General features: G+C 43.1%; 27 protein-coding genes and 2 riboswitches. Of the genes, 10 read left to right on the top strand and 17 right to left on the bottom strand.

Features of this window, described 5'->3' with window-relative positions:
* The first annotated feature begins 14 nt into the window (after window positions 1–14).
* Both LX99_RS07415 and corA read left to right on the top strand, forming a co-directional pair.
* A complete protein-coding gene (locus tag LX99_RS07415) occupies window positions 15–647 on the top strand; it encodes a WbqC family protein (protein WP_342769415.1) in 633 nt (210 codons plus the stop codon).
* Complete coding sequence (gene corA / locus LX99_RS07410) at window positions 648–1,772, top strand: magnesium/cobalt transporter CorA (RefSeq protein ID WP_109607278.1); 1,125 nt, start codon at window positions 648–650, stop codon at window positions 1,770–1,772.
* Between the two features lie 57 nt (window positions 1,773–1,829).
* Here the strand turns inward: corA and LX99_RS07405 are convergent, their stop codons facing one another.
* The 6 genes from LX99_RS07405 to LX99_RS07380 all read right to left on the bottom strand — a co-directional run bounded on the left by LX99_RS07405 (window position 1,830) and on the right by LX99_RS07380 (window position 7,348).
* Window positions 1,830–2,090: a DUF3820 family protein gene (locus LX99_RS07405; RefSeq protein WP_109607277.1), complete on the bottom strand. Its 261-nt coding sequence runs from the start codon at window positions 2,088–2,090 to the stop codon at window positions 1,830–1,832.
* Window positions 2,091–2,183: 93 nt separating this feature from the next.
* Window positions 2,184–2,897: a Dph6-related ATP pyrophosphatase gene (locus LX99_RS07400; protein WP_245927865.1), complete on the bottom strand. Its 714-nt coding sequence runs from the start codon at window positions 2,895–2,897 to the stop codon at window positions 2,184–2,186.
* A 16-nt stretch (window positions 2,898–2,913) separates the two neighbouring features.
* Window positions 2,914–3,600: an SIR2 family NAD-dependent protein deacylase gene (locus LX99_RS07395; RefSeq protein ID WP_022829863.1), complete on the bottom strand. Its 687-nt coding sequence runs from the start codon at window positions 3,598–3,600 to the stop codon at window positions 2,914–2,916.
* Window positions 3,601–3,687: 87 nt separating this feature from the next.
* The gene (locus LX99_RS07390) at window positions 3,688–4,251 is read right to left on the bottom strand and encodes a DUF6580 family putative transport protein (RefSeq protein WP_109607275.1); all 564 of its coding nucleotides are present in this window, start codon (window positions 4,249–4,251) and stop codon (window positions 3,688–3,690) included.
* Window positions 4,252–4,305: 54 nt separating this feature from the next.
* Window positions 4,306–5,364 carry a YncE family protein gene (locus LX99_RS07385; RefSeq protein ID WP_109607274.1) on the bottom strand — a complete coding sequence of 353 codons (1,059 nt, stop codon included), beginning with the start codon at window positions 5,362–5,364 and terminating at the stop codon, window positions 4,306–4,308.
* A 10-nt stretch (window positions 5,365–5,374) separates the two neighbouring features.
* Window positions 5,375–7,348 carry a TonB-dependent receptor plug domain-containing protein gene (locus tag LX99_RS07380; RefSeq protein WP_170122652.1) on the bottom strand — a complete coding sequence of 658 codons (1,974 nt, stop codon included), beginning with the start codon at window positions 7,346–7,348 and terminating at the stop codon, window positions 5,375–5,377.
* Between the two features lie 156 nt (window positions 7,349–7,504).
* Window positions 7,505–7,700: riboswitch (cobalamin riboswitch) on the bottom strand.
* Between the two features lie 138 nt (window positions 7,701–7,838).
* Between LX99_RS07380 and LX99_RS07375 the strand changes: the two genes are divergently transcribed.
* A complete protein-coding gene (locus LX99_RS07375) occupies window positions 7,839–8,573 on the top strand; it encodes an SRPBCC family protein (RefSeq protein ID WP_109607272.1) in 735 nt (244 codons plus the stop codon).
* Window positions 8,574–8,648: 75 nt separating this feature from the next.
* Here the strand turns inward: LX99_RS07375 and rplT are convergent, their stop codons facing one another.
* From rplT to LX99_RS07335, 8 genes are all read right to left on the bottom strand, one after another.
* Complete coding sequence (rplT, locus tag LX99_RS07370; RefSeq protein ID WP_022829871.1) at window positions 8,649–8,993, bottom strand: 50S ribosomal protein L20; 345 nt, start codon at window positions 8,991–8,993, stop codon at window positions 8,649–8,651.
* 81 nt (window positions 8,994–9,074) lie between these two features.
* The gene (gene rpmI / locus LX99_RS07365) at window positions 9,075–9,275 is read right to left on the bottom strand and encodes a 50S ribosomal protein L35 (protein WP_022829872.1); all 201 of its coding nucleotides are present in this window, start codon (window positions 9,273–9,275) and stop codon (window positions 9,075–9,077) included.
* A gap of 94 nt (window positions 9,276–9,369) precedes the next feature.
* Window positions 9,370–9,936 (bottom strand): translation initiation factor IF-3, encoded by a 567-nt coding sequence (infC, locus tag LX99_RS07360; protein WP_109607271.1) that lies wholly within the window; start codon window positions 9,934–9,936, stop codon window positions 9,370–9,372.
* Window position 9,937: 1 nt separating this feature from the next.
* Window positions 9,938–11,863, bottom strand: a complete 1,926-nt coding sequence (thrS, locus tag LX99_RS07355; RefSeq protein WP_109607270.1) for a threonine--tRNA ligase — start codon at window positions 11,861–11,863, stop codon at window positions 9,938–9,940.
* Window positions 11,864–12,068: 205 nt separating this feature from the next.
* Window positions 12,069–12,824 carry a menaquinone biosynthetic enzyme MqnA/MqnD family protein gene (locus tag LX99_RS07350; RefSeq protein ID WP_109607269.1) on the bottom strand — a complete coding sequence of 252 codons (756 nt, stop codon included), beginning with the start codon at window positions 12,822–12,824 and terminating at the stop codon, window positions 12,069–12,071.
* Between the two features lie 5 nt (window positions 12,825–12,829).
* A complete protein-coding gene (locus LX99_RS07345; protein ID WP_109607268.1) occupies window positions 12,830–13,456 on the bottom strand; it encodes a histidine phosphatase family protein in 627 nt (208 codons plus the stop codon).
* A 262-nt stretch (window positions 13,457–13,718) separates the two neighbouring features.
* Window positions 13,719–14,912, bottom strand: coding sequence for an aminofutalosine synthase MqnE (mqnE, locus tag LX99_RS07340; RefSeq protein WP_109607598.1), 1,194 nt, complete (start codon window positions 14,910–14,912; stop codon window positions 13,719–13,721).
* A gap of 82 nt (window positions 14,913–14,994) precedes the next feature.
* Window positions 14,995–15,516 (bottom strand): hypothetical protein, encoded by a 522-nt coding sequence (locus LX99_RS07335; RefSeq protein WP_109607267.1) that lies wholly within the window; start codon window positions 15,514–15,516, stop codon window positions 14,995–14,997.
* Window positions 15,517–15,612: 96 nt separating this feature from the next.
* Between LX99_RS07335 and LX99_RS07330 the strand changes: the two genes are divergently transcribed.
* From LX99_RS07330 to LX99_RS07310, 5 genes are all read left to right on the top strand, one after another.
* Window positions 15,613–16,728 (top strand): trans-sulfuration enzyme family protein, encoded by a 1,116-nt coding sequence (locus LX99_RS07330; RefSeq protein WP_109607266.1) that lies wholly within the window; start codon window positions 15,613–15,615, stop codon window positions 16,726–16,728.
* A gap of 331 nt (window positions 16,729–17,059) precedes the next feature.
* Window positions 17,060–17,302: a hypothetical protein gene (locus LX99_RS07325; RefSeq protein WP_109607265.1), complete on the top strand. Its 243-nt coding sequence runs from the start codon at window positions 17,060–17,062 to the stop codon at window positions 17,300–17,302.
* Between the two features lie 224 nt (window positions 17,303–17,526).
* A riboswitch (SAM riboswitch) is annotated at window positions 17,527–17,637 on the top strand.
* Between the two features lie 242 nt (window positions 17,638–17,879).
* Window positions 17,880–19,193: an O-acetylhomoserine aminocarboxypropyltransferase/cysteine synthase family protein gene (locus tag LX99_RS07320; RefSeq protein ID WP_109607264.1), complete on the top strand. Its 1,314-nt coding sequence runs from the start codon at window positions 17,880–17,882 to the stop codon at window positions 19,191–19,193.
* 186 nt (window positions 19,194–19,379) lie between these two features.
* On the top strand, window positions 19,380–20,435 hold the full coding sequence (locus LX99_RS07315; protein WP_109607263.1) for a homoserine O-acetyltransferase family protein: 1,056 nt from the start codon (window positions 19,380–19,382) through the stop codon (window positions 20,433–20,435).
* On the top strand, window positions 20,435–21,670 hold the full coding sequence (locus tag LX99_RS07310) for a homoserine dehydrogenase (protein ID WP_109607262.1): 1,236 nt from the start codon (window positions 20,435–20,437) through the stop codon (window positions 21,668–21,670). Before LX99_RS07315 ends, LX99_RS07310 begins: the two co-directional genes overlap by 1 nt.
* A gap of 69 nt (window positions 21,671–21,739) precedes the next feature.
* Here the strand turns inward: LX99_RS07310 and LX99_RS07305 are convergent, their stop codons facing one another.
* Window positions 21,740–22,222: a hypothetical protein gene (locus LX99_RS07305; protein WP_109607261.1), complete on the bottom strand. Its 483-nt coding sequence runs from the start codon at window positions 22,220–22,222 to the stop codon at window positions 21,740–21,742.
* Window positions 22,223–22,310: 88 nt separating this feature from the next.
* On the bottom strand, window positions 22,311–23,000 hold the full coding sequence (gene gpmA, locus LX99_RS07300) for a 2,3-diphosphoglycerate-dependent phosphoglycerate mutase (RefSeq protein ID WP_109607260.1): 690 nt from the start codon (window positions 22,998–23,000) through the stop codon (window positions 22,311–22,313).
* Window positions 23,001–23,201: 201 nt separating this feature from the next.
* Between gpmA and LX99_RS07295 the strand changes: the two genes are divergently transcribed.
* Both LX99_RS07295 and LX99_RS07290 read left to right on the top strand, forming a co-directional pair.
* Window positions 23,202–23,789: an acetate uptake transporter gene (locus LX99_RS07295; protein ID WP_109607259.1), complete on the top strand. Its 588-nt coding sequence runs from the start codon at window positions 23,202–23,204 to the stop codon at window positions 23,787–23,789.
* 23 nt (window positions 23,790–23,812) lie between these two features.
* Window positions 23,813–24,199: an SRPBCC domain-containing protein gene (locus LX99_RS07290; protein ID WP_109607258.1), complete on the top strand. Its 387-nt coding sequence runs from the start codon at window positions 23,813–23,815 to the stop codon at window positions 24,197–24,199.
* Between the two features lie 68 nt (window positions 24,200–24,267).
* On the opposite strand, the gene LX99_RS07285 is transcribed toward LX99_RS07290, so the two are convergent.
* Window positions 24,268–25,641, bottom strand: coding sequence for an OmpA family protein (locus tag LX99_RS07285; protein WP_109607257.1), 1,374 nt, complete (start codon window positions 25,639–25,641; stop codon window positions 24,268–24,270).
* Window positions 25,642–25,836: the final 195 nt, after the last annotated feature.

Below are 25,836 nucleotides of genomic sequence, written 5' to 3'. Positions count from 1 at the left end.
TATTTTAACCAATTTTGAACACAAACATAAAATATATGATTGAAAAAGGCGCTGTGTTACCCATGTTTTATCTTCCCCCGGTTGAGTATTTTGTACAGCTAAACACGTACAAGCCTGATATACTGATAGAAAGAGAAGAGCATTTTCCTAAACAAACTTACCGTAACCGGGCAAACATTTTTACGCCGGATGGTGTACTGGCCCTGGTGGTACCTGTTATAAAAGGTTCAAAGAACCATACCGTTGTTAAAGATGTTAAAATAAGTTACGATTTCAGGTGGCAGCGCCTGCATTGGCAAAGCCTGCAGGCCTGTTACCGCCGCTCGGCTTATTTTGAGTATTACGAAAGCGATTTCGCGCCCTTTTATGAAAAACAATTTGAGTTTTTATTTGATTATAACCAGGAGCTTTTGAACCTGCTGCTAAAGCTTACCAAAATAAAAACAGAGATCACCTATACAGATGAGTACAAAGCCGGATATCCCAACCTGCATGATTTCCGGCACACTATTCATCCAAAAAAAGAAAGCGAAATGCAGCAGAAACCCTATTTCCAATTGTTTGAAGACAGGCAGGGCTTTAAAAAGAACCTGAGTATTGTAGACCTGTTGTTTAACCAGGGCCCACAAACCATAAATTATTTGTAAATGAACGGAGTAAAGCGTTTACGCTTTAAAAAACACAAGCGTGCAGGCCAGGTTGGCGACAGACCTGGTATGATAAGAATAGCTGAAGACGCGCTAAAGCCTATCATTTCGGCTTATTCGTATAACAAAGACGAGCTGGTGACTTGCGAAGGCCGGGATATTAAAGCTGTTTTAAAACAACTTGATAAATGTGATAATCATACCCACTGGATAAAGATAAACGGTTTGGGCGACGCCGGGTTAATAGAGCAGATTGGCGAACATTGTCAGATCAATTCGTTGGTTTTAGAGGATATCGCGAACACCCATCAGCGCCCAAAGTTTGATGAATATGACGACTATGCCTTTTGCACCAGCCGCATAGTTTATTTTAACCACGACAATGAGATTATCAACTGCCAGTTTTCGGCTATTATTAAAAATAATATCATCATCAGTTTTGAAGAAGACCATAATGAAAACCGGTTTGAAGCTGTTAAAGCCCGTTTAAAGGCAGGCAAGGGTTCAATCCGTACTGACGGGCCGGGCTATATGTGTTATGCGCTTACCGACACTATTATAGATAATTACTTTGTGCTACTGGCCGAAATTGGCGACCACCTTGACGCACTTGAAGATAAGCTTTACCAAAGTGCTGATAAATCCATCATGTTTAACGCCCAACAGCTAAAGCGTACGCTTATTGTTGTGCGGCGTGCCAGCTGGCCCGAGCGGGATAAGATCAATGACATGATCCGGTCTGAAAGTCCGCTGGTTACGCCGGAAGTAAAACTTTACCTGCGCGACGCGTATGATCACTGCATCCAGGCAATGGATTTGATTGAAAACTATAAGGAAGTTACCTCGAGCATCATAGATCTGTACCTATCCATGGTGAGCAACCGCATGAATGAGATTATGAAAGTGCTCACCATCATCTCGGTGATCTTTATTCCTCTTACCTTCATTGCCGGTATTTATGGGATGAACTTTTCACGTCAGGACGACAAAGGCCACATCATTGCCGATAATATGCCCGAACTTTACTGGCACCACGGGTATATATACGCTATTGTTTTTATGCTGCTGATTGCCGTTATACAGGTGTTTGTATTTTGGAAAAAAGGATGGTTTAACAGGCTGTGAGCCCCCGGCCCCCTGAAAGGGAAGGAAAAAGTGTAGAATGTAAATATAAACCAATGCTCAGAAAGCTCCCCCTTTAGGGGGCTGGGGGGCATGGGCTTTCTTCACCATATGTAATATCTCACTTAGCCCGTTGGTCTTAATCTCGAAGGTGGTTGAAAGCAGCATACCCAGTTTATCTTTGGTAAAGCCTTTACCCGCCATCCATTCCAGGTAGCTTATGGGGATATCGGCGATAATGGTGCCTTTATACTTGCCGTAGGGCATGCGGGTTTGAACAATATCTATCAATACCTGAGGGTTGGGTGTTATGTTTTGCACCCGGCAAATGTAAACCGAACCTGTTTAATAAACACCATCAATTTCCCAACACCTCATTTTTTCGCCATCGCATTTTATACCGATGATGACGAATCAGGCAGGCAGCAGGTCGCAATACCAGAACCCGGCCGGTATTTCATCAGTTGATGATATACACGAATCATCGGCGTTTTTTGGCGCCTTGTATTCCTTAAAAACCTTATCTCCGGTTTTATAAGCAATCTCGTTTTTAAAAATCGGGCCTTTATAAGTAAACGTGTGAAACTCGCCGTTTTCGCCGCAAACATCCACATCATCCGGTAACGAATCTATAAGCTCCCGGCTAATCTCCCGTCCAAGAATACGCTCCAATCGCTGTTGGGTACAGGCTATTACTGTACCGAAACCAAGGTTCAAAAACTCGCTGATCAATTGACGGGTGTCGCGTTTCCATAAAGGATAAATCCCCGTTAAACCAGCTTCACTTAGTCTGGCGTCGCGGTAATCCTTCAGGTCCTGCAAAAAAATGTCGCCAAAAATACTGTGCGTTACGCCCTCATTTTTAAAGATGGATAAATGATGGCGCATCACCTCATCATATTCTTCCATTCCCGGCATTTCGGCCAGGCGAATCTGGTACAGGGGGATGCCGATACTTGCCGCCTGTTGAATTAACAGTTCGGTACGTACGCCATGCATCGAAATGCGGTCGGCAGCATAGTTGATGGTAGTTACCAGATATGCGATTTCTATTTCGGGATTTTGCAGGCAATAATATAAAGCGAGGGCGCTATCCTTACCGCCGCTCCAGTTAAAAATACATTTCAAGTTCAGGTGATTTAATTTAATCGTTCAACAACTTATTAACCAGATCCGGTACGCCAACCGAAGCCCGCTCTTCTATCTTTATAACCTCCCCGCGTACATTTACGGAAGGGATTTTCGGGTCGACGATATATTTGGGAACTTCCGGGTCGACATAGCCAATCAACCCGGCCGCCGGATAAACAGCAAGTGATGATCCCACGAGGATAAACACATCCGCCCCGGCACAAATCATCGCGGCCCGCTCAATCATGGGCACAGGCTCGCCAAACCAAACCACGTGCGCACGCAGTTGAGAGCCTAATTCGCATTTCTCGCCCATTTTCAATTCCCAGCCTTCGATTGGATAAGTTAGTTCGGGGTTGATGCTCGATTGCGAGCGGGTAATAATACCATGCAAATGCACCACATTGGTTGAGCCGGCACGTTCGTGCAAATCGTCAATATTTTGGGTAATTATGGTAACGCGATGTTTTTCTTCCAAAGCTGCAAGCGCGAAGTGCGCGGCGTTAGGTTTTGCCTCCAGTACGTTTTTACGGCGCTCATTATAAAATTGCTGTACCATTACCGGGTTCCATTCCCAGGCCTGCGGGGTGGCTACATCCTCAATATTGTAACCTTCCCAAAGCCCGTCGCTATCCCTGAATGTTTTTAAACCGCTTTCGGCGCTGATACCCGCGCCCGTTAACACTACAATGTTTTTCATATTGGTTTTATGTAGACCAAGACCGCGAGGTCATAAAAAAAGCGGATTGCCTTACAACAATCCGCTTTAAATTTAAATGCTTTTATGTTATAAAGCGAGTTGCTTTTTATCCTGCAGAACAGTGTATTTGGTTTTAGCCAGTTCAAAACCGCCGAATAAGATAGCGCTAAATACAAGCGTTCCGTACACAAGATTATATTCAAACGGAATAGCTGCCACTAACGACTGGCCGTAACCTGCAAGCGTGTGCGGATACATATCGCCGGGAAAATCAGTAAGGAGCCAGTGGATGAGTACAGGCGCGGTTGAAGCAAGTAATATGTTTTGCACATTTACCTTTTTTATCAGGCTACCAACCCATACCATCAATATAAAGCTTACATATACCCAAAAAGTTACGGTGTAACCTAAAGTAATTGTTGATGTACGTAAATAATTGATCAGGATATCAGTGAAAAACAAGGTAGCAAGAACTACCACATAACCTTTCCATTTCTCCTTAAAATAAACGCCGCCGAACAAGGCGATGGCTCCTACCGGCGTGAAATTACTCAATGCCGGAATGTAAACAGCAAGCACCCTGAAAACGGCCGCGACTATAATCAGTACTATCAAAAACAAATTACGTGTGTTATTATCTTTAGCGATCATGATTTTATAAGATAGTTGCAAATTTAATGATAATATACAGAAAAACGGTGTTAATTATCTGTTTACGAAAACAACACTGCCAGGGTTGATGCCTGTAACCAGACTATATTCCTTTTTTCCATTTTTATCAAAAGCATAAATTAACCCGTTCGATTTGTAATCTTTGGCGTCTGTAACAAAAACCTCGCCGGTTAGCGTATTAGTTACTACGGCATAAGCGGCAGTAAAGGTTGTGCCATCGGTTATGAAATTTGACGAAGATGCTTTCAGCTCCTTTAAATCATAAGTATTAATAGTACCGTCAGACGTGATGTAATATGCAATATCGCCGTTTACAGCAAAAGGGCCTCCGGCAAACTCTGTGATCGATTTAACCACATCCGTTTTACTATCAATAATAGTAAGCTGCGGGCTACCGGGGTATACGTTATAAGAGTGAACAAACACATCGCCATAGCTGTCAACACTAATTGCATACGGGTTTAAGCCAACCGTTAATGTTTTAGTAACCGTTAACGAGCTCAGGTTAATGATAGATACTGTTTTATCAACGTCGGGGTAGCTCAGGCCGCCTCCATTTACCACGTATAATTTGTCATTACTTACTGCCAACTGTTCGGGGTTACGACCTACAGGGATGTATTTAGTTATAGTAAGCGTCGCAGTATCTAAAACCGCTACGTTGTTATCATAAAGCGTGATAAATGCGTTGCCTTTATAAAAAGCGATTGACCGGGGCTCGCGCGATGATTTATCGGCGTTTTGAAACAACACCTGTTTTATCGATTTAGCTGTTTTAGGATTTACAACTTCTACCGTGCCTGATTTATCAACCACGATATACATTTTGGCTCCGTAAATTTTCACATCGTTGGCTGTATTGCCCAGGCCTTTACCGTTTGCCAATAAAAAAAAATCGGGGGTTAACAGTTTGGTGGTATAGTTATAGGAAGTTAAAGTACTGTTTGGTAAGCCAAGATTACCCTGGTTTAAAACATACAGGTCGGCCGTGGGTTTGTCTTCGGGAACTACCTTTTTATCTTTATGGCACGCTGTTAAACTTAACGCTACGGCACATGCTAAAAGTAAATTTTGGAGTTTGATTGATTTCATGAATTTTATATTAAATAGTTATTTGAAATGTAAGCCGGTATGACCTGCCGGGCATCGGGTAGCTGTTTATTACAGCGTAACTCTTATTAAACAGGTTATTTACTTCTACCGAAAGCATAACAGGTTTGCTTACAGCTATGAAATTATACACTAACGACGCATCGCTTACCGAATATCCGGGCAAATAATATTCGGGTACGTTGTTGCTGTTTTGGTATCTTGATGATGAAAAGATTTCATTATAATAAATACCGAACTGCTTGCGCGTAAAACCGGCATTTAAAGCAAGCGTTTGTTTAGGCGTATATGGAATCTGTTCAAGGTAATACAGATCGGTTCGATTGGTTACATCAAGCGCCTGCTGATAGGTATAGTTAACGCTCAGTACCCCCTTCCAGTTATCAATGGTTTTAAAACCTGTTTTCAATACGACATCAATGCCTTTGATATCAACCTTACCAAGGTTAACAACCGAGGGTGTTTCGGGAGAACGTGTAGGGATATACGATATTTTATCCTTTACATGATTATAGTACGCATCTGCGCTGATATTTACGAAATCAATAATCCCTGCAAAGCTTTTGGTATAGGCCGCGCCAAGATTATATTGATTGGTATACTCAGGCCTCAGCGGGCGGGGAACAACGGCATAATAATACTGCTCGGCAAAGGTTGTGTTACGGAACGTCCTTTTATAATAGGCCCTGAAAAGCAGGTTTTGCCCAATAAAAGGTTTAAACGTAGCAATGACCGCAGGTGTAAATGCTGATCTTGAATCCGCCGCAACGCCGCTCTTTACCTCATCGTGAATGTAAGTGTTTAACAAATTGGCCTGCAGCCGCCATTTACCGGCGTTAAAATCGGTTGCCAATACATTAAACAGACTTGTGCGCGTTGGAAAGGCATATTGATAAACATCAGATTTCAGGTTACTGATATCCGCGTCAGACGAATAGGATATCTTCCAGTTTGATACAATGTCATAGGAAACAGCCCCCGAAAAATAAAAGTCGTTCTGGCGATAATGCTCGTCAATAAAACCCGAGGTGTTGTATACGCCAGTGTCGAGGTACCTAACATAACTATGGGCGTATTTAGCATTGAATAATAAGCTTACGCTGTTTTTGTATCGATGCAGATACCCTGATTGCAAAAAGAAGTCGGTGTTTTGTAAACGCTGACTGGTTGGTGCCGCGTAGTAAACAACCGGCCCGGGCAGCCCCCGTTTTGAATTATAAAAATTAAACAGAATATTGAATTTGTTGCTATCTGATTTAACCCAGTACAACCCGCCGTCGGCCTGTTGAATATGCACATCCCCGTTTCTTCTTATCGCAAGCGTATCTGATCCATCGCGGCTTTCATGATATTTGTACCTGCCATCGGCCTGCTGCACATTACTGTTGATTACCAATCCCCAGTGCTTGCTAAAACTTTGCTTCCATTGCAGGTAAGGATTAAATAACCCAAATGAACCTCCTTTTATGCCCAAAATCATGCCGGAATTTTTTTTGGAATCATAAACCGGCCGGATAGTTTTAACGGCAAGTACACTGGCTGATGCATAAGCCCTGGCAGTCTGCAAAAGTTCGGCTGGTTGGGCATTATACAATAATACCTCTTCAACATTGTATAAATTGAACTTACTTAGATCTATTTGTCCGTTTTGTGCATCGTTAAGCTGTATGCCATTGTATAACACAGCGGTATTATTAGCACCAAGGCTGCGTACTGACACCGTTTTTAACCCGCCTATGCCTCCATAATCTTTGATACTAACCCCCGAAAAGTTTTTTATTGCATCTGCAAGGCTGTAAGATGAGGTTCGTTTAAAATCGGCGGAGGTAATTGATTGTATTGGTGTAGCGGATTGTCTTTGAGGGATAAGGGAGGATGATACCCTTACCTCGTCGAGCTTTTTGGTGGTATCAGATTGCGCAACTACGTTGCTGGTGAAAATTGGTAGTGTAAAAAAAAGAAACAAACCGCTCTTTTTAATAAGAGACAATTGACTGCGAAAGTTTACACGTAGAAATTTCACCATTCTTGATATAATCAATTGATAACCGGAAGATTTTGAAATGAAAATACACCAAAAGATGAGCATTCACATTCAAGCTTCAATCCGCGAAAGCTTTGAATAACATATAACGCTAAGGCAGGTATTCTGACTTACTCCCCGTTTAGCCGGCCTTCCCCCCTGCTTTTATAGAGAGTGACCATACAGATTTGGCAACGGTTACAGAGCTTACAGCTGCGGGACAGTTACGGATTTACACCGTATTCCCTTTTAATTCATTAAACAGTTTAATGAAACCTAAAGCGGTTCAAAGGTATGCCAAGTATAGCACATACACAAATTTGATGTCAACTATCTGTAAATGGCATTATCTTACACTATAAAGCAATAAAATTCACTTAAAAAAAACCTTAACTATAGCTATACTGTTCTGAAAACATAACTTTTAAAACCTATGGCAACTACAATAGTAAAATATACCGACAATTATCCCGTACTGTACGGCGATGACCGCATAAACCTGAACTGGCCCGAACGCCTTACCTCGATAGCCGGGGGAATGAAAATCGGTTTTTCAGGTTTTAAAACCCTCTTCAGTAACCCGCTTGCAAGCATTGTAAAAATTGGCGCGGGTGGGTATTTATTAAACCGCGGCATCACCGGCCATTGCGAATTATATAAACGCATCGGCAAACTATCAACCCACCCGATCAACGTAAATATTCGCTCATCTTTCACGGTTAATAAGCCGCGCGAAAAGGTTTATCAATTTTGGCGCAAGCTTGATAACCTGCCGTTATTTATGAAACACCTGGAAAGCGTGGAGGTGATTGATTCCAAGTATTCGTATTGGGTGTTGAAGTTACCGCAAAATGTAGCCACGGTAAGCTGGCATGCCGAAATTGTTCATGATGAACCAAACGAGGTGATTGGGTGGAGTTCCCTTCCCGATTCTATGATCAACAATGCCGGGAAGATCCGCTTCCAGGATAGCGTTGATGGTACAGGGACCGTGGTGGATGTGGTAATCAGCTACCAGCCCCCGGCCGGCGGCATTGGCGCTGGGATAGCCAAAGTATTAAATCCTGTATTTAAAAAAATGGTTGATAAGGATATCCAAAACTTTAAGCAATACATGGATATTAACAATGATGCGGATGAATTTACCGAGGTGATTATCATTGAATGATAAAAATATCATCGACCGTCATAGACTAAAAAAGGCCGCAATTGCGGCCTTTTCTGGATATTATCTAAACGATATTTATTTTACTGCATCAACAACTGCTTTGAAAGCATCCGGGTTGTTCATTGCTAAGTCGGCTAATACTTTGCGGTTTAGGCCGATTTCTTTAGCAGCTAATTTACCCATTAACTGAGAGTAAGAAATTCCGTGCTGACGTGCACCGGCGTTGATACGCTGGATCCATAAAGCCCTGAACTCTCTCTTTTTGGTTTTACGGTCGCGGTAAGCGTACTGTAAACCTTTTTCAACTGTGTTTTTTGCAATGGTATAAACCTTGCTGCGTGAACCCCAATAACCTTTGGCGAGGTTCATGATCCTTTTCCTGCGTCTTCTCGACGCTACTGCGTTAACTGAACGTGGCATCTTGTTTGTTTTTTGGTAGTGAGTGCCTGCATTTTAAATGCCGGACTTAAAACTCTAATACCTGGTTTTAAAATTTGTGAATTACTTTCCGATACAAAGCATACGTTTTACGTTACCCATATCAGCATCAGATACTAAGCTGGTGTGACCAAGGGCACGCTTACGTTTAGTTGACATCTTGGTTAAGATGTGGCTTTTGTATGCGTTTTTTCTTGCGATTTTACCGGTTCCAGTAAGCTTAAAGCGCTTTTTTGCACTGGAATTGGTTTTCATTTTTGGCATAACTCTATTTATTTGTGTTTAGATAATTAACGTTTCTCAACGTTTTATTTTCCGGCATCCGCACATCTTTAATCTGTACATCTGCAACTATAATCTACTTTTTAGCTGCTTTAGGAGCAAGGGTTAAAAACATCCTTTTTCCTTCAAGCTTTGGCAATTGCTCTACTTTACCTACTTCTTCCAAGGCCTGTGCAAAACGGAGCAGCAAAATCTCGCCTTGCTCCTTGTAAACAATGGCACGACCTTTAAAGTGTACATAAGCCCTTACCTTCTCACCCGATTCCAGGAACTTGATGGCATGCTTCAGTTTAAACTCAAAGTCATGGTCATCAGTGTTCGGTCCGAAACGGATCTCTTTAATAACCGTTTGCTTGGCATTACTTTTTATCTCCTTAAGCTTCTTCTTTTGCTCGTAAATAAACTTATTGTAATCAGTTACTTTACAAACGGGAGGTACTGCGTTTGGAGATATTTCAACCAGATCCAACTCAAGGTCGGCGGCAATGGCCAGTGCGTCTCTTAACGAGTATACGCCCTGTTCAACGTTATCACCTACAAGGCGAACTTCCTGGGCCCTGATGAATTGGTTAATGTTGTGTTCAGCTTCTTTCTTCTTAAAAGGAAGCCTTGGTCCTCTATTGAAAGGTTTGTTTAATGCCAAGTTATACTGTTATTTCTTTTGTTATTTGTTCTTTAAATTCTTCTATGCTCATACTTCCCAGATCGCCGGCGCCGTGTTTACGAACAGAAACCAACCCTTCGGCCGCTTCCTTCTCACCTACAATCAGCATATAAGGGATTTTTTTAACTTCAGCATCACGTATCTTTCTGCCTATTTTCTCGTCCCTGAAGTCGATTAGCCCGCAAATATCGGAATCTTTTAATATATCAGAAAGTTTTTTTGCATATTCTTCATATTTTTCTGATATAGGTAAGATGATAAACTGCTCGGGCGATAGCCACAGCGGGAAATTGCCGGCGCAATGCTCAATCAACACCGCAATAAAGCGTTCCATCGACCCAAAAGGCGCCCTATGGATCATTACCGGACGGTGCTTCATGTTGTCGCTGCCGGTATATTCCAATTCGAAACGCTCCGGCAGGTTATAATCTACCTGGATAGTACCCAACTGCCATTTACGGCCCAAGGCATCTTTCACCATAAAGTCAAGCTTCGGGCCGTAAAACGCTGCTTCACCGTATTCCACTACAGTTGGCAAGCCTTTTTCGGCCGCAGCTTCAATAATCGCGTTTTCGGCTAAAGCCCAGTTTTCGTCTGTACCAATATATTTAGCACGATTTTCCGGATCGCGCAATGATACCTGTGCTATGTAGTTATCAAAGCCTAAAGCTTTAAATACGTACAGTACCAGGTCAATCACTTTTTTAAACTCATCCTTTACCTGATCCGGACGGCAGAATAAGTGCGCGTCGTCCTGGGTAAAGCCACGTACACGGGTTAAACCGTGCAACTCTCCGCTTTGCTCGTAACGGTATACGGTACCAAACTCGGCAAAACGAACCGGAAGGTCCTTATACGAGCGTGGTTTTGTTTTATAGATCTCGCAATGGTGCGGGCAGTTCATCGGTTTCAGGAAAAACTCCTCTCCTTCCTGCGGTGTTTTGATCGGCTGGAACGAATCGGCACCATATTTTTCGTAGTGGCCCGAAGTTACATACAGATTTTTGTGACCGATATGCGGGGTGATCACCTGCTCATAACCTGCTTTAACCTGTGCTTTTTGCAGAAAGGTAACCAAGCGTTCCCGCAAAGCAGTTCCCTTAGGCAACCACAATGGTAAGCCCATCCCTACTTTTTCCGAAAAGGCGAACAACTCCAATTCTTTACCTAACTTACGGTGATCGCGCTTTTTAGCTTCTTCGATCATGTGCAGGTATTCAGTCAGTTCGCTGGCTTTGGGGAAAGTAACACCGTAAATACGGGTTAACTGTTTGCGTGTTTCATCGCCGCGCCAGTAGGCACCGGCAACACTCATCAGTTTAACCGCTTTAATAAAACCTGTGTTAGGGATATGTGGTCCGCGGCACAAATCGGTAAAGTTACCTTGCGAATAAAAAGTGATAGCACCGTCTGGCAGATCTTTGATCAAATCCAGCTTGTACTCATCGCCTTTTTCGGTGAAATATTCAATCGCATCGGCTTTGCTTACCGGCTTGCGGATAAATTCTTCTTTGGTTTTAGCAAGCTCGATCATTTTATCCTCGATCTGTTTAAACTCATCAGAAGATAAAACCTTGTCGCCAAAATCAACATCGTAATAAAAACCGGTTTCAATAGCCGGACCAATACCGAATTTGGTACCCGGATACAGCGCTTCCAATGCTTCGGCCATTAAGTGGGCCGATGAATGCCAGAATGTTGATTTGCCGTCGGCATCGTTCCAGGTTAACAGTTTTACATGCGCGTCCTGTTCAATAGGCCTGCTTGCATCCCAAACCTGGCCGTCAACTTCGGCCGCTAATACGTTACGTGCTAATCCTTCGGAGATCGATAGGGCGATCTGCGCGGAAGTGATTCCCTTGTCGTACTGACGAACGGAACCATCAGGAAGTGTAATGTTAATCATCTACAACTATGATTTTTAATTTATAAAATTACGTTTAACCGGTCACCTACAAAGTGACCTTATTTTTTGTGGATACAAAAATAGAATTTTTGTTGATAGCTGAAAGCAAAAAGCTTAAGGCAAAAAGCCTAATGCAAAAGCGTAAAGCACAAGGCTGAAAGCTTTTTGCATTAGGCTGACAAATCCCTTAAAAAGCTTTAGGCTTTTAGCTTTCAGCGTTAAGCTTTTTAATGTAATCCAAAAACATATAAAGCGCTTTCTTCTTATCCTCGGTCAAATCATAATCTATCTTCACCATTAAATAATCCACCAGATCAAAGTCATTGCGCATGTCCATCTCTTTAAAAAGATCTTCGCGATGATCCAATCCATATTTAAGGGCCCGATTAAACTCATCCATAAACTCCTGCGGGATGGGCTTGTTGGCTATCCAGGCTGCAAAAGTAAACGGCAAACCGGTCATTTTTTGCCACTCTTCGGCAAGATCATAAACATATTTGTACTGATCTTTTTTACCGAATGTGCGGTCGCCTATTTGCACAAAAGCGGCGTGTTCATCGGTTGATTGCGAGTAGTCGGGAGCGTTAACGATCTGTTCCGGGTTTACCTGCCAGTGATTTTTCATCAGCACACGGGCAAGGTTATTGGACGAGCGCGACTCCGGATCGAGCTGGATGGTTTTCACATCCTTAATATCACAATTACTAAAAATGAAAACCGAATTGACAGCGCCAACAGCACCGATGCAATAGTCGGAAACTATTTCCCATTGGGGCAGGTTCAAAGCGGCTGCTACGGGGATGAGGCCGATATCAACCACATCGTCAATGAGCTTCTGTGCGCAATCGGCCGGCATATCGAGGCTCAGGTCGATCTTGTTAATAATGTCGGTATGTTGGATGCCGTATAAAAAGGGTTTGGTATTAGTGTAGCTTACCGCTGATATTCTGATCTTGTTCACAATAGCTATTTCTGTTCTTCAGAGTGTTTTAAATGTTCGGCGTTGTTAAAATCGATGATCTCGAATTTTTCGCCGTTATAAATTACCTTATAAAGCACAAGGTTTTGATGCGGGAAGGTATCCATTTCGGACAGGGGTTTACCTGTTAAGATACAAAGCAGCAAACGCATAGCCCTGCCATGCATGCAGATCAGCACTGTTTTTTCTTCAGGATGACTCATGATCACCTCCAGGGCCTCACGCTGACGTTTCTCTACCTCCAACGGACTTTCGCCTCCCTCAAATTTGCTGTCCAGTTTGCCGTCCAGCCAATCACGCATAATTTGCAAAAACGCGGCTTTGTTATCAGTTGTAGGTGCCTGCCCTTCATGCACCCCCCAGGCCAGCTCGTCTAAACCCGAGAGTTTTTCGAACGGGATGCCCAGATCGATAAAAGGCTGGATGCTTTGTTGCGTACGCTTCAGCGCCGATATGTAGATCTTGTCAAACGGCACTGTTTTGTAAGCTTCAAAAAACTGGCAGGCCTGTTTACGGCCCTCGTCGTTCAGGTCGGTATTAACTCCCCTACCTTGAATAATGCCTAACTTGTTAAACTCCGTTTGCCCGTGGCGTACTATGTATAGGGTTTTCATATCTGAGCTGAAAGCTGAAAGCGTAAGGCCGAAAGCTATCTTGCGTGTTTTTTCTGTTTTGCTTTAAGCTTTGAGCATTCGGCTTTCAGCTTATTTTCAAATTGGTTTAAGCGTTGAGACTTTTGCTTTAAGCTTATTCCTTTCCTGCTTTAAGCTTTCGGCCTTCGGCTTTCAGCTTATTTTCAATTTGCTTTAAGCGTTGAACTCTTTGCTTTAAGCTTATTACTTTCCTGCTTTAAGCTTTCGGCCTTCGGCTTTTAGCTTAGTTAATAACCGGTAACTTGTAATACTGAGGTTTGGGTTCGTTTTCAAACTCAAAATTAGTGTAATCGGTCACTACATTATATAGTGTATCGCGCTCTATGGGTTGACGGCCTACGTGCTTAATCAACTCAACCAATTGTTTGGTGCTCATGCCCGGGTGCTGTTCTTCGGCGCCGGCCATCGAGTATATCTTAGTGGTATCATCTAAAGTACCATCAATATCATCTACACCAAAATTAAGTGAAAGCTGCGCGGTGTTACGACTGATCATCGCCCAGTATGCCTTGATATGGTCAAAATTATCCAGATAGATCCGGGCAACGGCATAGTTGCGTAAATCCTCAATAACCGAAACTTCGGCCACGTGCGACATCTGGTTATCCTTATTCCTGAACTTTAAGGGGATAAAAGTCTGGAAGCCGCCGGTTTTATCTTGCAATTGGCGCAGGCGTTCCATGTGGTCGATACGGTGCTTAAACTCTTCGATATGCCCGTAAAGCATGGTAGCATTTGATCTTCCGCCTAATTTATGCCACTCCTCGTGAATAGCGAGCCACTGATCGGCGGTGCATTTATCTTTGGAGATCTGATCCCTAATTTCCGGATCGAAGATCTCGGCACCACCGCCGGGGATGGAGCCCAACCCGGCCTCCATCATAAGGCGCATGCCTGTGGCGTAATCAATTTTGGCTTTTTTGAAAATGTAATGGTATTCAACCGGAGTAAGCGCCTTGATATGCAATTCGGGCCTGTGGGCACGGATGCGGGCGAACAACTGCTGGTAGAACGGCACATCATATTGGGGCAATACCCCGCCTACTATGTGTACTTCGGTAACCGGTTCGCCATCATATTTGGTTACCATATCAAACATCTCATCCATGGTGTACTCCCAACCTTCCGATTTTTGTTTCAGCAGGCGCGAATACGAACAAAATTTGCAATCGTAAACGCAAAGGTTGGTCGGCTCGATATGAAAATTGCGGTTGAAATAAGTTTTGTCGCCGTGGCGCTCCTCGCGGATAAAGTTGGCTAAAGCGCCAAGATATCCAAGCTCGCCCTGCTCATAAAGCAAAACGCCTTCATCAAATGTGATGCGTTGTTTATTTAGTACCTTTTGGGCAATGTGCTTTAAGTCGGCAGATAAATTCGGATCGTTGATTAAAACCTGTAAATTATCTGAATTTTGCATCATTATAAATTTCTGCCAAAGTTACTAAAAAGCACAATACGAATGTGCGTTATAACGCATATCGGCCAAAATTACAATAAGGTTACAGTGCCTTGATCTCAGTGATGCGGATACCTACCGAACAATCGTCCTGGCAACCGTTAGGTACATAACCGGCATCTGATATCACCCCGTTGTTATTGGCTTCAAAGTAAATACTGTTTTCTTTTTTATTAACGGCAAGCCATTCGTTTTTGGCTTTTTGATAAACCTGGTCGAGGGTAAGCAGGGCAGCGCCGGAATGGTGTTGCCCCAACAACGTCTTATTCTCCTGCCATTGTTCGGTTGTGGTTTTAACCGGAGGCGTGGTTGAAGATGTGTAATCTAATTTATAAGCATAATACTCGCGGGCTATCACACTTCCGTTTTGAACGGTGATCTTTGTTTCAGAACCAAATCCGAATACCGAACCCGAGCTCACGGTATAGATGTATGAATTTTTACTTTCAATTTTAAAACTTTGCCAGGCTTTATAGCTTTTATCGTAAGCGGTATCATTAGCGTCTTTTTTGCAGGCAGATAAACCAGCGATAACGAACAGGATCAGTGCAATGGCTTTTTTCATAATGACGAGGTTTATAGCCTATTCGGTTAAAAATCATAAAACGCTACAGCTAATCACAATATTCTTTTTTATTTTGGGCGCCATCACACGATAACCATGAAAACAGAAACTATAGCCATACACGCCGGCAACCATGTTGATGAAGCAACAAGGGCCGTAATCCAACCTATTATTATGTCCACAACGTTTGAGCGTGGCGACGACGGTGGTTTCCCGGCCGGTTATATTTACAGCCGCTCGGCCAACCCCAACAGGCATGCGCTGGAGCATGTTTTAGCAAAATTGGAGGGCGGTGTTGAAGCAGCTTCATTTTCATCGGGTAACGCTGCGGGCATGTCGGTATTTCAATCGCTTCAGCCGGGCACACATATTATCGCGCCCGATGATATGTATCATGGCTTGCGCAACCAGCTTAAAAATCTGTTTGCGGGCATCCTTAGCTTTGACTTTATCGACGTGAATGACGAAGCAGTTTTGCAACAACACATCAAACCCGAAACCGGATTAATTTGGGTTGAAACGCCATCAAACCCGCTGCTTAAAATAACCGATATTAAAAAGGTTGTAGCTATAGCTAAAGCAAATGGCATTAAAGTTTTGTGCGATAATACCTTCGCCACCCCTATTTGCCAGCGTCCGCTTGACTTAGGTGCCGATATGGTGATGCATTCGGCCACTAAATATTTTGGTGGGCACAGCGACTTAATGGGCGGCGCGTTAATTACTGCTGAGAAAAGCGACTGGTGGGCAAAAATACGCCAGGTACAGGAAATGGGCGGCGCCATCCCCTCGCCTATGGATTGCTATTACCTGGTTCGCAGCATTAAAACGTTACCATACCGCGTAAAAGGTCACGTATGCAACGCCCAATTACTGGCCGAATACCTGGAACAACATCCCAATGTAGAAAAAGTGCTGTACCCCGGCTTACCATCTCACCCGCAGCACGATATTGCTAAAGACCAGATGCTGGCTTTTGGGGGGATGTTATCTTTTATTGTTAAGGGAGATGAGAACGACACACATAACATCATCAATAAATTAAAACTGTTTATCAAAGCTACCAGCCTGGGCGGCGTGGAAAGTTTGATTGAACACCGCGCTACCGTGGAGGGACCTGATACTAAAACACCGCGTAACCTGTTGAGGGTTTCGGTTGGATTGGAGCATATTGATGATTTGATAGCTGATTTGGAACAAGCCCTGGCTTAATGAGGCGAAAGGATAAAGGTAAAAGGCGAAAGGTAGAAGCACTTGTGGAGTTTAAAATACTCGTCTCATAAAAACCTTTTGCCTTTGACCTTAAAGCCTGTGGTCGGTGTTTTCACCGTACCACATGATCTAAAGAAATTACACCAATTGAAACGACAACATCATGGCCCGAAAGTGGTACGGTGAAAACACCGACCACAAGCTCCCAAACCGCAGTCTTTATAACTAATTTACAAATTAACACGATGAAAAGCCGATAATCAAAGAAGGGCGTTTTGCCAATTTGATAACGAATGATATTTATCTTATGTTTATATAAAAAGCGAATTATATGACAAATTTTATAACAACATTAGAGAAATTAGGGTTTCAAAATATCCCGAACGGCAACATGGATAGAAATGAGTGGGGGTTTGAAAATTTTAAATTAGTATTAACTAAAGACTCTTGGTATCTGATGAAGGGTTATGATAACAAACGTATTCATATAGAATCAGGATTTGATCCACACAATTTAATTGTTGCATTTTTAGACGCACGCTCAAGTCAGGCCAATGAACAGGGACAAGCGTAGAGATTTAAAACACACCCACGAGCGTAAAATTAAATGCGAAAGATTAGAGGAATTTTTGGTAGGATGAAATATCAGTCTTACAAAGACCTTTAATCTTTCGCCTTTAACCTTTCACCTCTAATAAAAATAAAATTTGGTACATATCCCTATAACCACTTATATTCGCAACATTATTTGGTAGCGATACCAATATCGATCAATACTCCGCACGTAGTTCGGGTTTTGATTTATAAAGAAGCGGCGAGAGATCAGGCTCAATGACCCGCTGGCAACCCTTCAATGTTGAAGAAGGTGCCAATTCCTGTCCCGGCAAATAACACCGGGGAATATAAATTTATAACCATGAAAAGTTTAATTAAATTTACGCAACGCAACACTTTTTATACCGCAAACGGTAAAGTACAACATATTAGCTCTATTGCCAGCTGTATTTGTATGTGTTGCTGCTGTTAATGCACGGCACGCCCCTATTTTTCAATCTCCTGAAAAAGGCGTGTATTGTTAAACCGGTTATTTTCTGAACCGGTTTGTCAAAATTCAACTAACATTTAAAATCTAAATTAAACAACAAAAAACTATGTCTGCTTTAAAATTCGAAACACTACAGTTACATGCCGGTCAGGAAGTTGATCCAACAACAGGTTCACGCGCTGTGCCGCTTTATCAAACTACTTCGTACGTATTTAACAGCGCCGAGCATGGCGCTAACCTTTTCGCGCTAAAAGAGTTTGGCAATATTTATACCCGCATCATGAACCCCACTACCGATGTGTTTGAAAAACGCATCGCAGCTTTGGAGGGAGGTGTTGCGGCCTTGGCTACCGCATCAGGACAGGCCGCGCAATTCCTGGCTTTGAATAATATTTTACAGGCCGGCGATAACTTTGTTACTTCTCCCTTTTTATATGGGGGCACCTACAACCAGTTTAAAGTTGCTTTTAAACGCTTGGGGATTGATGTGCGTTTTGCCAAAGATGATACAGCCGAAAGCATTGAAGCGCTCATTGACGATAAAACCAAAGCCATTTATTTAGAAACCATAGGCAACCCGGGTTTTACCATTGCCGATTTTGAAAAAGTGAGCGCCGTTGCCAAAAATCATGATCTGCCCTTAATAGTTGATAATACTTTTGGCGCCGGCGGTTACCTCTTCCGCCCTATCGAGCATGGCGCCAACGTAGTTGTAGAGTCGACCACCAAATGGATTGGCGGGCACGGCACCAGCATAGGCGGCGTTATTGTTGATGCCGGTAATTACAACTGGGGCAACGGCAAGTTCCCGCAGTTTACCGAGCCGTCTGAAGGTTATCATGGCCTGGTATTTAACGATGTATTTGGAATCGGCGGCCCATTTGGCAACATCCAGTTCATTATTCGTGCCCGCGTTGAGGGCTTGAGAGATTTCGGTCCGTCGCAATCGCCGTTCAATTCTTGGTTAACCATCCAGGGATTAGAAACGCTGTCGCTCCGTGTGCAGCGCCACGTGGATAACGCTTTGCAACTGGCCAAATGGCTGGAACAGCACCCACAGGTGGCCAATGTTAACTATCCGGGCCTGGAATCATCGCCATACCATGGTTTGGCAAAAAAATATCTGAAGAACGGTTTCGGCGGTGTGTTATCGTTCGAGATTAAAGGTGATAAAGAACAGGCCAGCCAATTCATCAATAACCTGAAACTGGTAAGCCATTTAGCCAATGTGGGCGATGCAAAAACATTAATCATTCAGCCATCGGCAACAACACATCAGCAATTATCTGATGCCGAGCAACTATCGGCAGGTGTTACACCGACGTCATTGCGTGTAGCAGTAGGTATTGAACATATTGACGATATCAAGGCCGATTTTGAGCAGGCCTTCGCAAAGATCAGGGAGGGTGAATTAGTTTAACAATGTATATTTTTTAAAGTGATATAGTAAACGTTGGTTGTGTTTAAGTCTTAAGTTATAAGCCCAAAGTTAAAAGTCCAAATTTTAAGTCGAAAGTCAAATAAACCTTGACTTTCGGCTTAAGGCTAAAGACTTAAAACTTAAGACTAAAAACTTTTGACTTAGCACAATACAACAAACAAAAGAATGAACGCAGAGATATTTAAATACACTGATACTTTTGAGTTTGAATCGGGCCAAACGCTGGATGGTTTAGAGATAGGCTTCCATACTTACGGCCGGTTAAATAAAGAGAAAAACAATGTGGTTTGGGTTTGCCACGCGCTTACCGCCAACAGCGATGTGTTTGACTGGTGGAAAGGCCTGATTGGAGAGGGTTACTTTTTTAACCCCGAAGAGCATTTTATTGTTTGTGCCAACATTTTAGGTTCACCATATGGTACTACCAGTCCGCTAAGCATTAACCCCGCTACCGGCGAACCTTATTATCTTACCTATCCGCAGTTTACTACGCGCGATATGGTGAAGGCGCATCAGCTACTTGCGCAGCACCTGCAAATTGGCAATATCAGTGTATTGATAGGCGGCTCATTAGGTGGGCAGCAGGCCATGGAATGGGCAATTATTGAACCGGAGCGCATCAAAAACCTCATCCTGATCGCTACCAACGCCAAACACTCGCCATGGGGTATCGCCTTTAATGAGTCGCAGCGCCTGGCTATCAGTGCCGACCCCTCGTTCAATAATAACACGCCCGATGGTGGCCGAAATGGTTTAAAAGCGGCACGGAGCATAGCGCTGCTAAGTTATCGTACTTATAAAACCTATGGCCTTACCCAACAGGAAGAAAGTGATGATGTAAAGGATAATTTCCGTTCGTCATCCTACCAAAACTACCAGGGGCAAAAACTGGTGAACCGTTACAATGCCTACAGCTACTGGTACCTGACTAAAGTAATGGATTCGCATAACGTAGGCCGGGGCCGTAACGGGGTTGAGAAGGCTTTAAGCCAGATCAAGGCTAAAACCCTGGTGATCGGTATCTCATCCGACGTGTTGTTCCCTATTGAAGAGCAGCAATTCCTGTTCAGGCAGATTCCTAAAGCCGCATTTGCCCAACTGGATTCGTTTTATGGGCACGATGGATTTTTAATTGAAACAGAAGCATTAACAAACATATTCACCTCGTTTTTTAAAACCGATGTGAAAGGAAAAATTATAGAACTGCAACGTACAGCGTAATGAGTAAAAAGTTAAATATCGGCCTCTTCGGATTTGGAGTTGTAGGCCAGGGTTTATATGACATCATCAAAACAAAAAACTTAAACATCGAGATTGTAAAATTCGCCATTAAGGATCCAAACAAAAAGCGGTCGCTACCGGCCGAATTATTTACTACCGATAAAGAAGAACTGCTTAACAACCCCGAGATCAATACTATTGTTGAGCTGATCAATGATACCGAAGCTGCTTTTGAAATTGTTTCAAGGGCTTTAAAATCGGGTAAAAACGTTGTTTCGGCCAGCAAAAAAATGATTGCCCTGCATTTAGACGAACTGATCGAGATCCAGCACCAATACGGCACTTCATTATTGTATGAAGGCGCGGTTTGCGGCAGCATCCCAATTATCCGTAACCTGGAAGAATATTATGATAACGAGTTGCTGCACTCTATCAGCGGTATCTTCAACGGGTCATCCAACTATATTTTATCAAAAGGTTTTATTGAGGGCCTGGATTACGATAGCGCCCTTAAACAAGCGCAGGATTTGGGCTTTGCCGAAACCGACCCAACCAGTGATGTAGGCGGTTTCGACGCCAAATACAAACTGGTTATCGCAGCAGCCCATGCCTACGGCGTAGTGGTACAGCCGGATGAGGTATTTAACCTCGGCATCCAGAACCTGGCCGCAGCCGATCTGCAATACGCCCGCGAGAAGAACCTGAAAATTAAGCTTGTGCCGGTAGCTAAAGAATTAGACGATCGTAACGTAGCCTTGTTTGTGTTACCTAAATTTGTAAACGATACGGAGTTTTTATACAATGTAGAGTACGAATACAACGGCGTAACCGTACAGGCGGCCTTTGCCGATCAGCAATTCTTTTTCGGAAAAGGCGCCGGCGGCCACCCTACCGGCTCGGCTGTATTATCAGACATTGCCGCTTTACGTTATAATTACCAGTACGAGTATAAAAAAGCAAAGGAAAAAACCGATCTCAGCTTTACCAACAACATTGAATTAACCGTTTATTTACGTTATGACGACGAGGACTTGGTAGAGGCGCTGAACTTCGAGCATATTAACGAGCGCTATTATTCAGGAAGTTACAAATTTGTTATCGGAAAAATCAATTTGCAAAATCTGATTGCCAATCAACAACGTATATCTGATAGCAAGGCTTTCGTAGCCTTTGCCGATCAGCTCACGGGGGTCAGCTTAGCATCGGCAGCTAAACAATCAGCCGAAGTTTTTTAGTAGATTCTTCGGCTAATAACCAAAAAGGCTTCTCAGTTGGGAAGCCTTTTTTGGTTGCAATAATTCGCGCTATTTGGCAAAATAAGCGCCTAACCGTTTTGCAAAAACAACCGTGATAATACCAATAAATATTTTTGCCCCCGCCGAGATCACGATGCTTTGATCATTAACACTGATGAGGTTATATAAATGGTATAAAAAATCGGGGATGGTGCCAACCAGCAGCAAACCGCCAATGATCATTAAAGCTATTTCAAATATTACCTTGCGTTCGGCAAATAGTTTCGCGTTTTCCTGGTAGTCTGACGGGTGGGTAAGCCATCGGGTTATTGTTTTTGTGTAGGCTATAAGGAATATAGCCAGTACAATCAGGAAAATGAAATTAAGGCCGTTAACCAGCAATAAATTACCTTGCTCGCTGCCCTGTTCTGTTGTTGAAGCCACATGGTTGCCCATAAACGTGAGCAGCCCCGGCAACTTGGAAATATCGGCCACCAGCAGATAGATGCCCAGGATCTTGATAGCGACCTCATAAATGTCGGATTTTTTCATTCTTTTTAATCAGGGTTAAAATTGGTTTATGGCTTACAAGATAAACAATTGTACCGCAACTAAAAGAGAAATAAAGCCTGCAGCGTTATTATTCGAGATAGTAATGCCTAATCCTGTTTAAACCCTCGTCCAGTTCATAAACCAGTGGTACCGCTGTAGGTATCTCCAGGTTGGTAACCTCATCATCGCTCAAATTATCGATATATTTTATCAAAGAGCGCAGGCTATTGCCATGAGCAGCCACAATAACCTTTTGATTGCGGCGCATAGCCCTCACTATCCTTTCATTCCAAAAAGGCAATACCCTGTCCATGGTTTCGCTTAGGTTTTCGGTTAAGGGTAATTCACGTTCAGTTAACTCCTTGTACCTCAAATCATGTCCGGGGTAACGCGGATCTTCTTTGGTTACTGCAGGTGGGTGCTCGTTCGGATCGCGCCGCCATTTCCTTACCTGTTCTTCGCCATATTTGGTTATAGTTTCATCCTTGTTCAAGCCCTGCAAAGCTCCGTAAAAGCGTTCGTTCAGGCGCCATGATTTCTCCACCGGGATCCAAAGGTGATCAAGTTCTTCTAATATGTAGTGGAGCGTTTTGATGGAGCGCTTTAAATATGATGTAAAGCCTGCATCAAAGTTATAACCATTTTTATGAAGGATTTTCCCCGCTTGCAGGGCTTGTTCAAACCCTTTGTCGGATAGGTCTACATCTTCCCAGCCTGTAAACCGATTTTGTTGATTAAAAATGCTTTCGCCGTGGCGGATCAATACTATTTTGTGCATAAGCCCCCGTCCAAATCTCCCCAAAAAAGGAGAGACTTCTTTTGTTAGTTGTGTAATTTGTTAATTGTCCGTTAAAAGCCCTCCCTTTCAGGAATGGTTAAGTAGGCTTAACGCAAAAGTAAACTATAGGTTGTAAAAAACTTGCTTAACATTTATAAATCAATTAGATTGCAGTTGAAACCAATTAAACCAAAGCTTATTATGAGTATTCCTGATGCACCGGCTAAGGATGGCGTTGCCAATCCCGCTCCGCTTGGGTTATGCGCCTTTGGCATGACCACCGTTCTGCTCAACATTCACAACGCAGGCTTTTTTGAAATGAATACCATGATCTTGGGCATGGGTATTTTTTACGGCGGCCTGGCGCAGGTTATTGCCGGGGTTATAGAGGCTAAAAAGAATAATACTTTCGGCTTAACTGCCTTTACCTCTTACGGCTTTTTCTGGCTTTCATTAGTAGGATTACTGGTAATGCCCAAACTCGGCTGGGGGACAGCGCCCTCTGAAGGTGCTATGGTTGCCTATTTAAGTGTGTGGGGAGTATTCACATTGTTATTGTTTTTTGGCACATTAAAGCTAAGCCGCGCTTTACAATTTATTTTCGCATCGCTAACCATACTATTTTTCCTGCTGGTAGCCGGCGATGCCACAGGTAACGCAACCATTAAACATTTTGCCGGTTATGAGGGCATTGTATGCGGTGCTTCGGCCATTTACGCCGGGATAGCCCAGGTTTTGAATGAGCTTTATGGTAAAACTGTTTTGCCATTAGGCCCGGTAAAGGATTAAATTAATTGTGCTAAATTGCACCGGTGAAAGATTACAAAAAATATTACAGCATACCGGCCACTCCCGAAGAGATATACATGGCCATTACCAATCCCGTTACTATCGAACTATGGACAGGTGAAGTAGCCGAAATGTCTACCGAGCCGGGCAGTGAATTTTCGATGTGGGACGGCAGTATAGTTGGTAAAAACATCGAATTCGAACCCAATAAAAAAGTAGTACAGCAATGGTATTTTGAGGGCGCGAGCGATAACTCTGTGGTAACCATTAAACTTCACCCGGATAAAAACGGCAGCACCTCGGCCGAATTGAGACATACCAACATTCCCGACAGCGATTACGATGATATTGTTGCAGGATGGAACGACAGTTACTTTGGCGGCCTGATCGATTTTTTTGAAGGATATTAAACCGCAGCTTATTAAACAACAAAAGCCGCACAATCGTGCGGCTTTTGTTGTTTAAAGCGACTTACCTATTAATATAAAGTAAACTCAACCCTGCGGTTAGCCTGGCGGCCTGCCGCTGTTTTGTTGGTTGCAATAGGTTGTGTTTGACCATAACCTGTTGCTTCAATACGTGATGGGTTAGCACCTTTGCTTACCAGGTACGATTTAACTGATTCTGCACGATCTTTTGATAAACGCATGTTCAGATCGGCTGAACCGGTATTATCGGTATGACCGGCCAGTTTAAGGCTGAAGTTTTTATCAACCAATAATTGTGCTACCCTATCCAGACTTGCATATGAGTGTGCGCGGATTGTGGCTTTGCCTAAATCAAATTCAAGATTTTTGATAGCGTCTTTAACTACTTTCCTGTCTTCTTCGGTAACTACAATTACCGGTTTAGCTAATGGACAACCAGAACCGTCTACCTTTTGACCGGAAGGTGTATTTGGACATTTATCATTTACATCCACCACGCCGTCACCGTCGCTATCGGTAGTTAGCTTGGCAAGATTAGCATTGGTCGCAGCCAAATCGCTTGCCAGTTGAGCATTTTTAGCTTTTTCCGCATCAATTTGCATTTGCAGTTCGGCACGGGTACGTTGATTTTCAACCATGTATTCGGTACGCATTGATGATACCGGGTTGTGAACCGCCATTTGTGGTTTCTTCCTGCTACCCAAGGCAAACTCTAAACCTACGTGGGCATATGAAAACCTGTCATCGCCCGAGCCGAAGTTGTAACCGTCAAAATTATCTGATTGAACAAAATTAACCTGATAGCCCATATCAAGGTTTACACCAGGGGCAAGGTTAAATTTCAAACCCAAGCCAACCGGGATAAATACTTCGCCTATATGACCATTATCAGTTTGCTTAAAATTTTGCTGCTGACCACCGGCTGGCGTGATCCTCGGCGTGTAGTTCATGTAGCCTGCACCTGCGGTCAAGTACGGCTGGATAAACGGCCTGTCGTGACGCCAATTGATATTAGCCAATGTGAAATTGGCACTCAAAGCCGCCGACCAGTTTAATTTTGTAGAGTAAGAATCATAAGTGTTGGTACCCAACGAGGTTACGTGGCTATTGGAAGCAGACACTTCGCCGCGAAGGAAATCGGCTTGTAAGCCAAATGATGGTAAAATTTGTTTTTTAATGTAAGCGCCATATCCAAACTCGTTATTTGGATGTGTAAAATCCTGACGGCTATTGCGGCCGAAAATAGTATAAGGCGTTAATAAACCGCCGTGTACACCTACCGACCAGGTGCGAAATTGATCTCCACCCGAAAATGGCTTAACATAATCTTTAGTTAACAATGTATCGGGCGATTGAGCGAATAACTTGCTGCCTACCAAAACTCCGGTAAGGAGTAGCGAGGCTTTCTTTAAATTTGTTTTCATATTATTAATTTAATTATACGTTTAACTTTCATTAAAACGTACAACCTTTAAGTCAACATTGATGCCATCAAATAAAAACATGCTTAAACAAGGCTAAAAGATGCCTCCCGATTCGAAAAAACAAAGGACTTTGAATTTCATATAAAATGCTGATACACTATGCTAAACTATCGTGTTTTTATGACACAATTCAGG

Origin of the sequence: Mucilaginibacter oryzae (assembly GCF_003148845.1) — a bacterium.
Lineage (GTDB): Bacteria > Bacteroidota > Bacteroidia > Sphingobacteriales > Sphingobacteriaceae > Mucilaginibacter > Mucilaginibacter oryzae.
The sequence above is the reverse complement of the archived record's forward strand: the minus strand, read 5'-3'. Positions and strand labels throughout refer to the sequence as shown.

What these genes read in the sequence shown, in the direction of transcription:
- corA (WP_109607278.1), top strand. Translation starts at nt 648, where the DNA reads ATGAACGGAGTAAAGCGTTTACGCTTTAAAAAACACAAGCGTGCAGGC.
- LX99_RS07395 (WP_022829863.1), bottom strand. Translation starts at nt 3,600, where the DNA reads ATGAAAAACATTGTAGTGTTAACGGGCGCGGGTATCAGCGCCGAAAGC.
- LX99_RS07390 (WP_109607275.1), bottom strand. Translation starts at nt 4,251, where the DNA reads ATGATCGCTAAAGATAATAACACACGTAATTTGTTTTTGATAGTACTG.
- LX99_RS07385 (WP_109607274.1), bottom strand. Translation starts at nt 5,364, where the DNA reads ATGAAATCAATCAAACTCCAAAATTTACTTTTAGCATGTGCCGTAGCG.
- LX99_RS07375 (WP_109607272.1), top strand. Translation starts at nt 7,839, where the DNA reads ATGGCAACTACAATAGTAAAATATACCGACAATTATCCCGTACTGTAC.
- rplT (WP_022829871.1), bottom strand. Translation starts at nt 8,993, where the DNA reads ATGCCACGTTCAGTTAACGCAGTAGCGTCGAGAAGACGCAGGAAAAGG.
- rpmI (WP_022829872.1), bottom strand. Translation starts at nt 9,275, where the DNA reads ATGCCAAAAATGAAAACCAATTCCAGTGCAAAAAAGCGCTTTAAGCTT.
- thrS (WP_109607270.1), bottom strand. Translation starts at nt 11,863, where the DNA reads ATGATTAACATTACACTTCCTGATGGTTCCGTTCGTCAGTACGACAAG.
- LX99_RS07345 (WP_109607268.1), bottom strand. Translation starts at nt 13,456, where the DNA reads ATGAAAACCCTATACATAGTACGCCACGGGCAAACGGAGTTTAACAAG.
- mqnE (WP_109607598.1), bottom strand. Translation starts at nt 14,912, where the DNA reads ATGCAAAATTCAGATAATTTACAGGTTTTAATCAACGATCCGAATTTA.
- LX99_RS07335 (WP_109607267.1), bottom strand. Translation starts at nt 15,516, where the DNA reads ATGAAAAAAGCCATTGCACTGATCCTGTTCGTTATCGCTGGTTTATCT.
- LX99_RS07330 (WP_109607266.1), top strand. Translation starts at nt 15,613, where the DNA reads ATGAAAACAGAAACTATAGCCATACACGCCGGCAACCATGTTGATGAA.
- LX99_RS07325 (WP_109607265.1), top strand. Translation starts at nt 17,060, where the DNA reads ATGACAAATTTTATAACAACATTAGAGAAATTAGGGTTTCAAAATATC.
- LX99_RS07320 (WP_109607264.1), top strand. Translation starts at nt 17,880, where the DNA reads ATGTCTGCTTTAAAATTCGAAACACTACAGTTACATGCCGGTCAGGAA.
- LX99_RS07315 (WP_109607263.1), top strand. Translation starts at nt 19,380, where the DNA reads ATGAACGCAGAGATATTTAAATACACTGATACTTTTGAGTTTGAATCG.
- LX99_RS07310 (WP_109607262.1), top strand. Translation starts at nt 20,435, where the DNA reads ATGAGTAAAAAGTTAAATATCGGCCTCTTCGGATTTGGAGTTGTAGGC.
- LX99_RS07305 (WP_109607261.1), bottom strand. Translation starts at nt 22,222, where the DNA reads ATGAAAAAATCCGACATTTATGAGGTCGCTATCAAGATCCTGGGCATC.
- gpmA (WP_109607260.1), bottom strand. Translation starts at nt 23,000, where the DNA reads ATGCACAAAATAGTATTGATCCGCCACGGCGAAAGCATTTTTAATCAA.
- LX99_RS07295 (WP_109607259.1), top strand. Translation starts at nt 23,202, where the DNA reads ATGAGTATTCCTGATGCACCGGCTAAGGATGGCGTTGCCAATCCCGCT.
- LX99_RS07285 (WP_109607257.1), bottom strand. Translation starts at nt 25,641, where the DNA reads ATGAAAACAAATTTAAAGAAAGCCTCGCTACTCCTTACCGGAGTTTTG.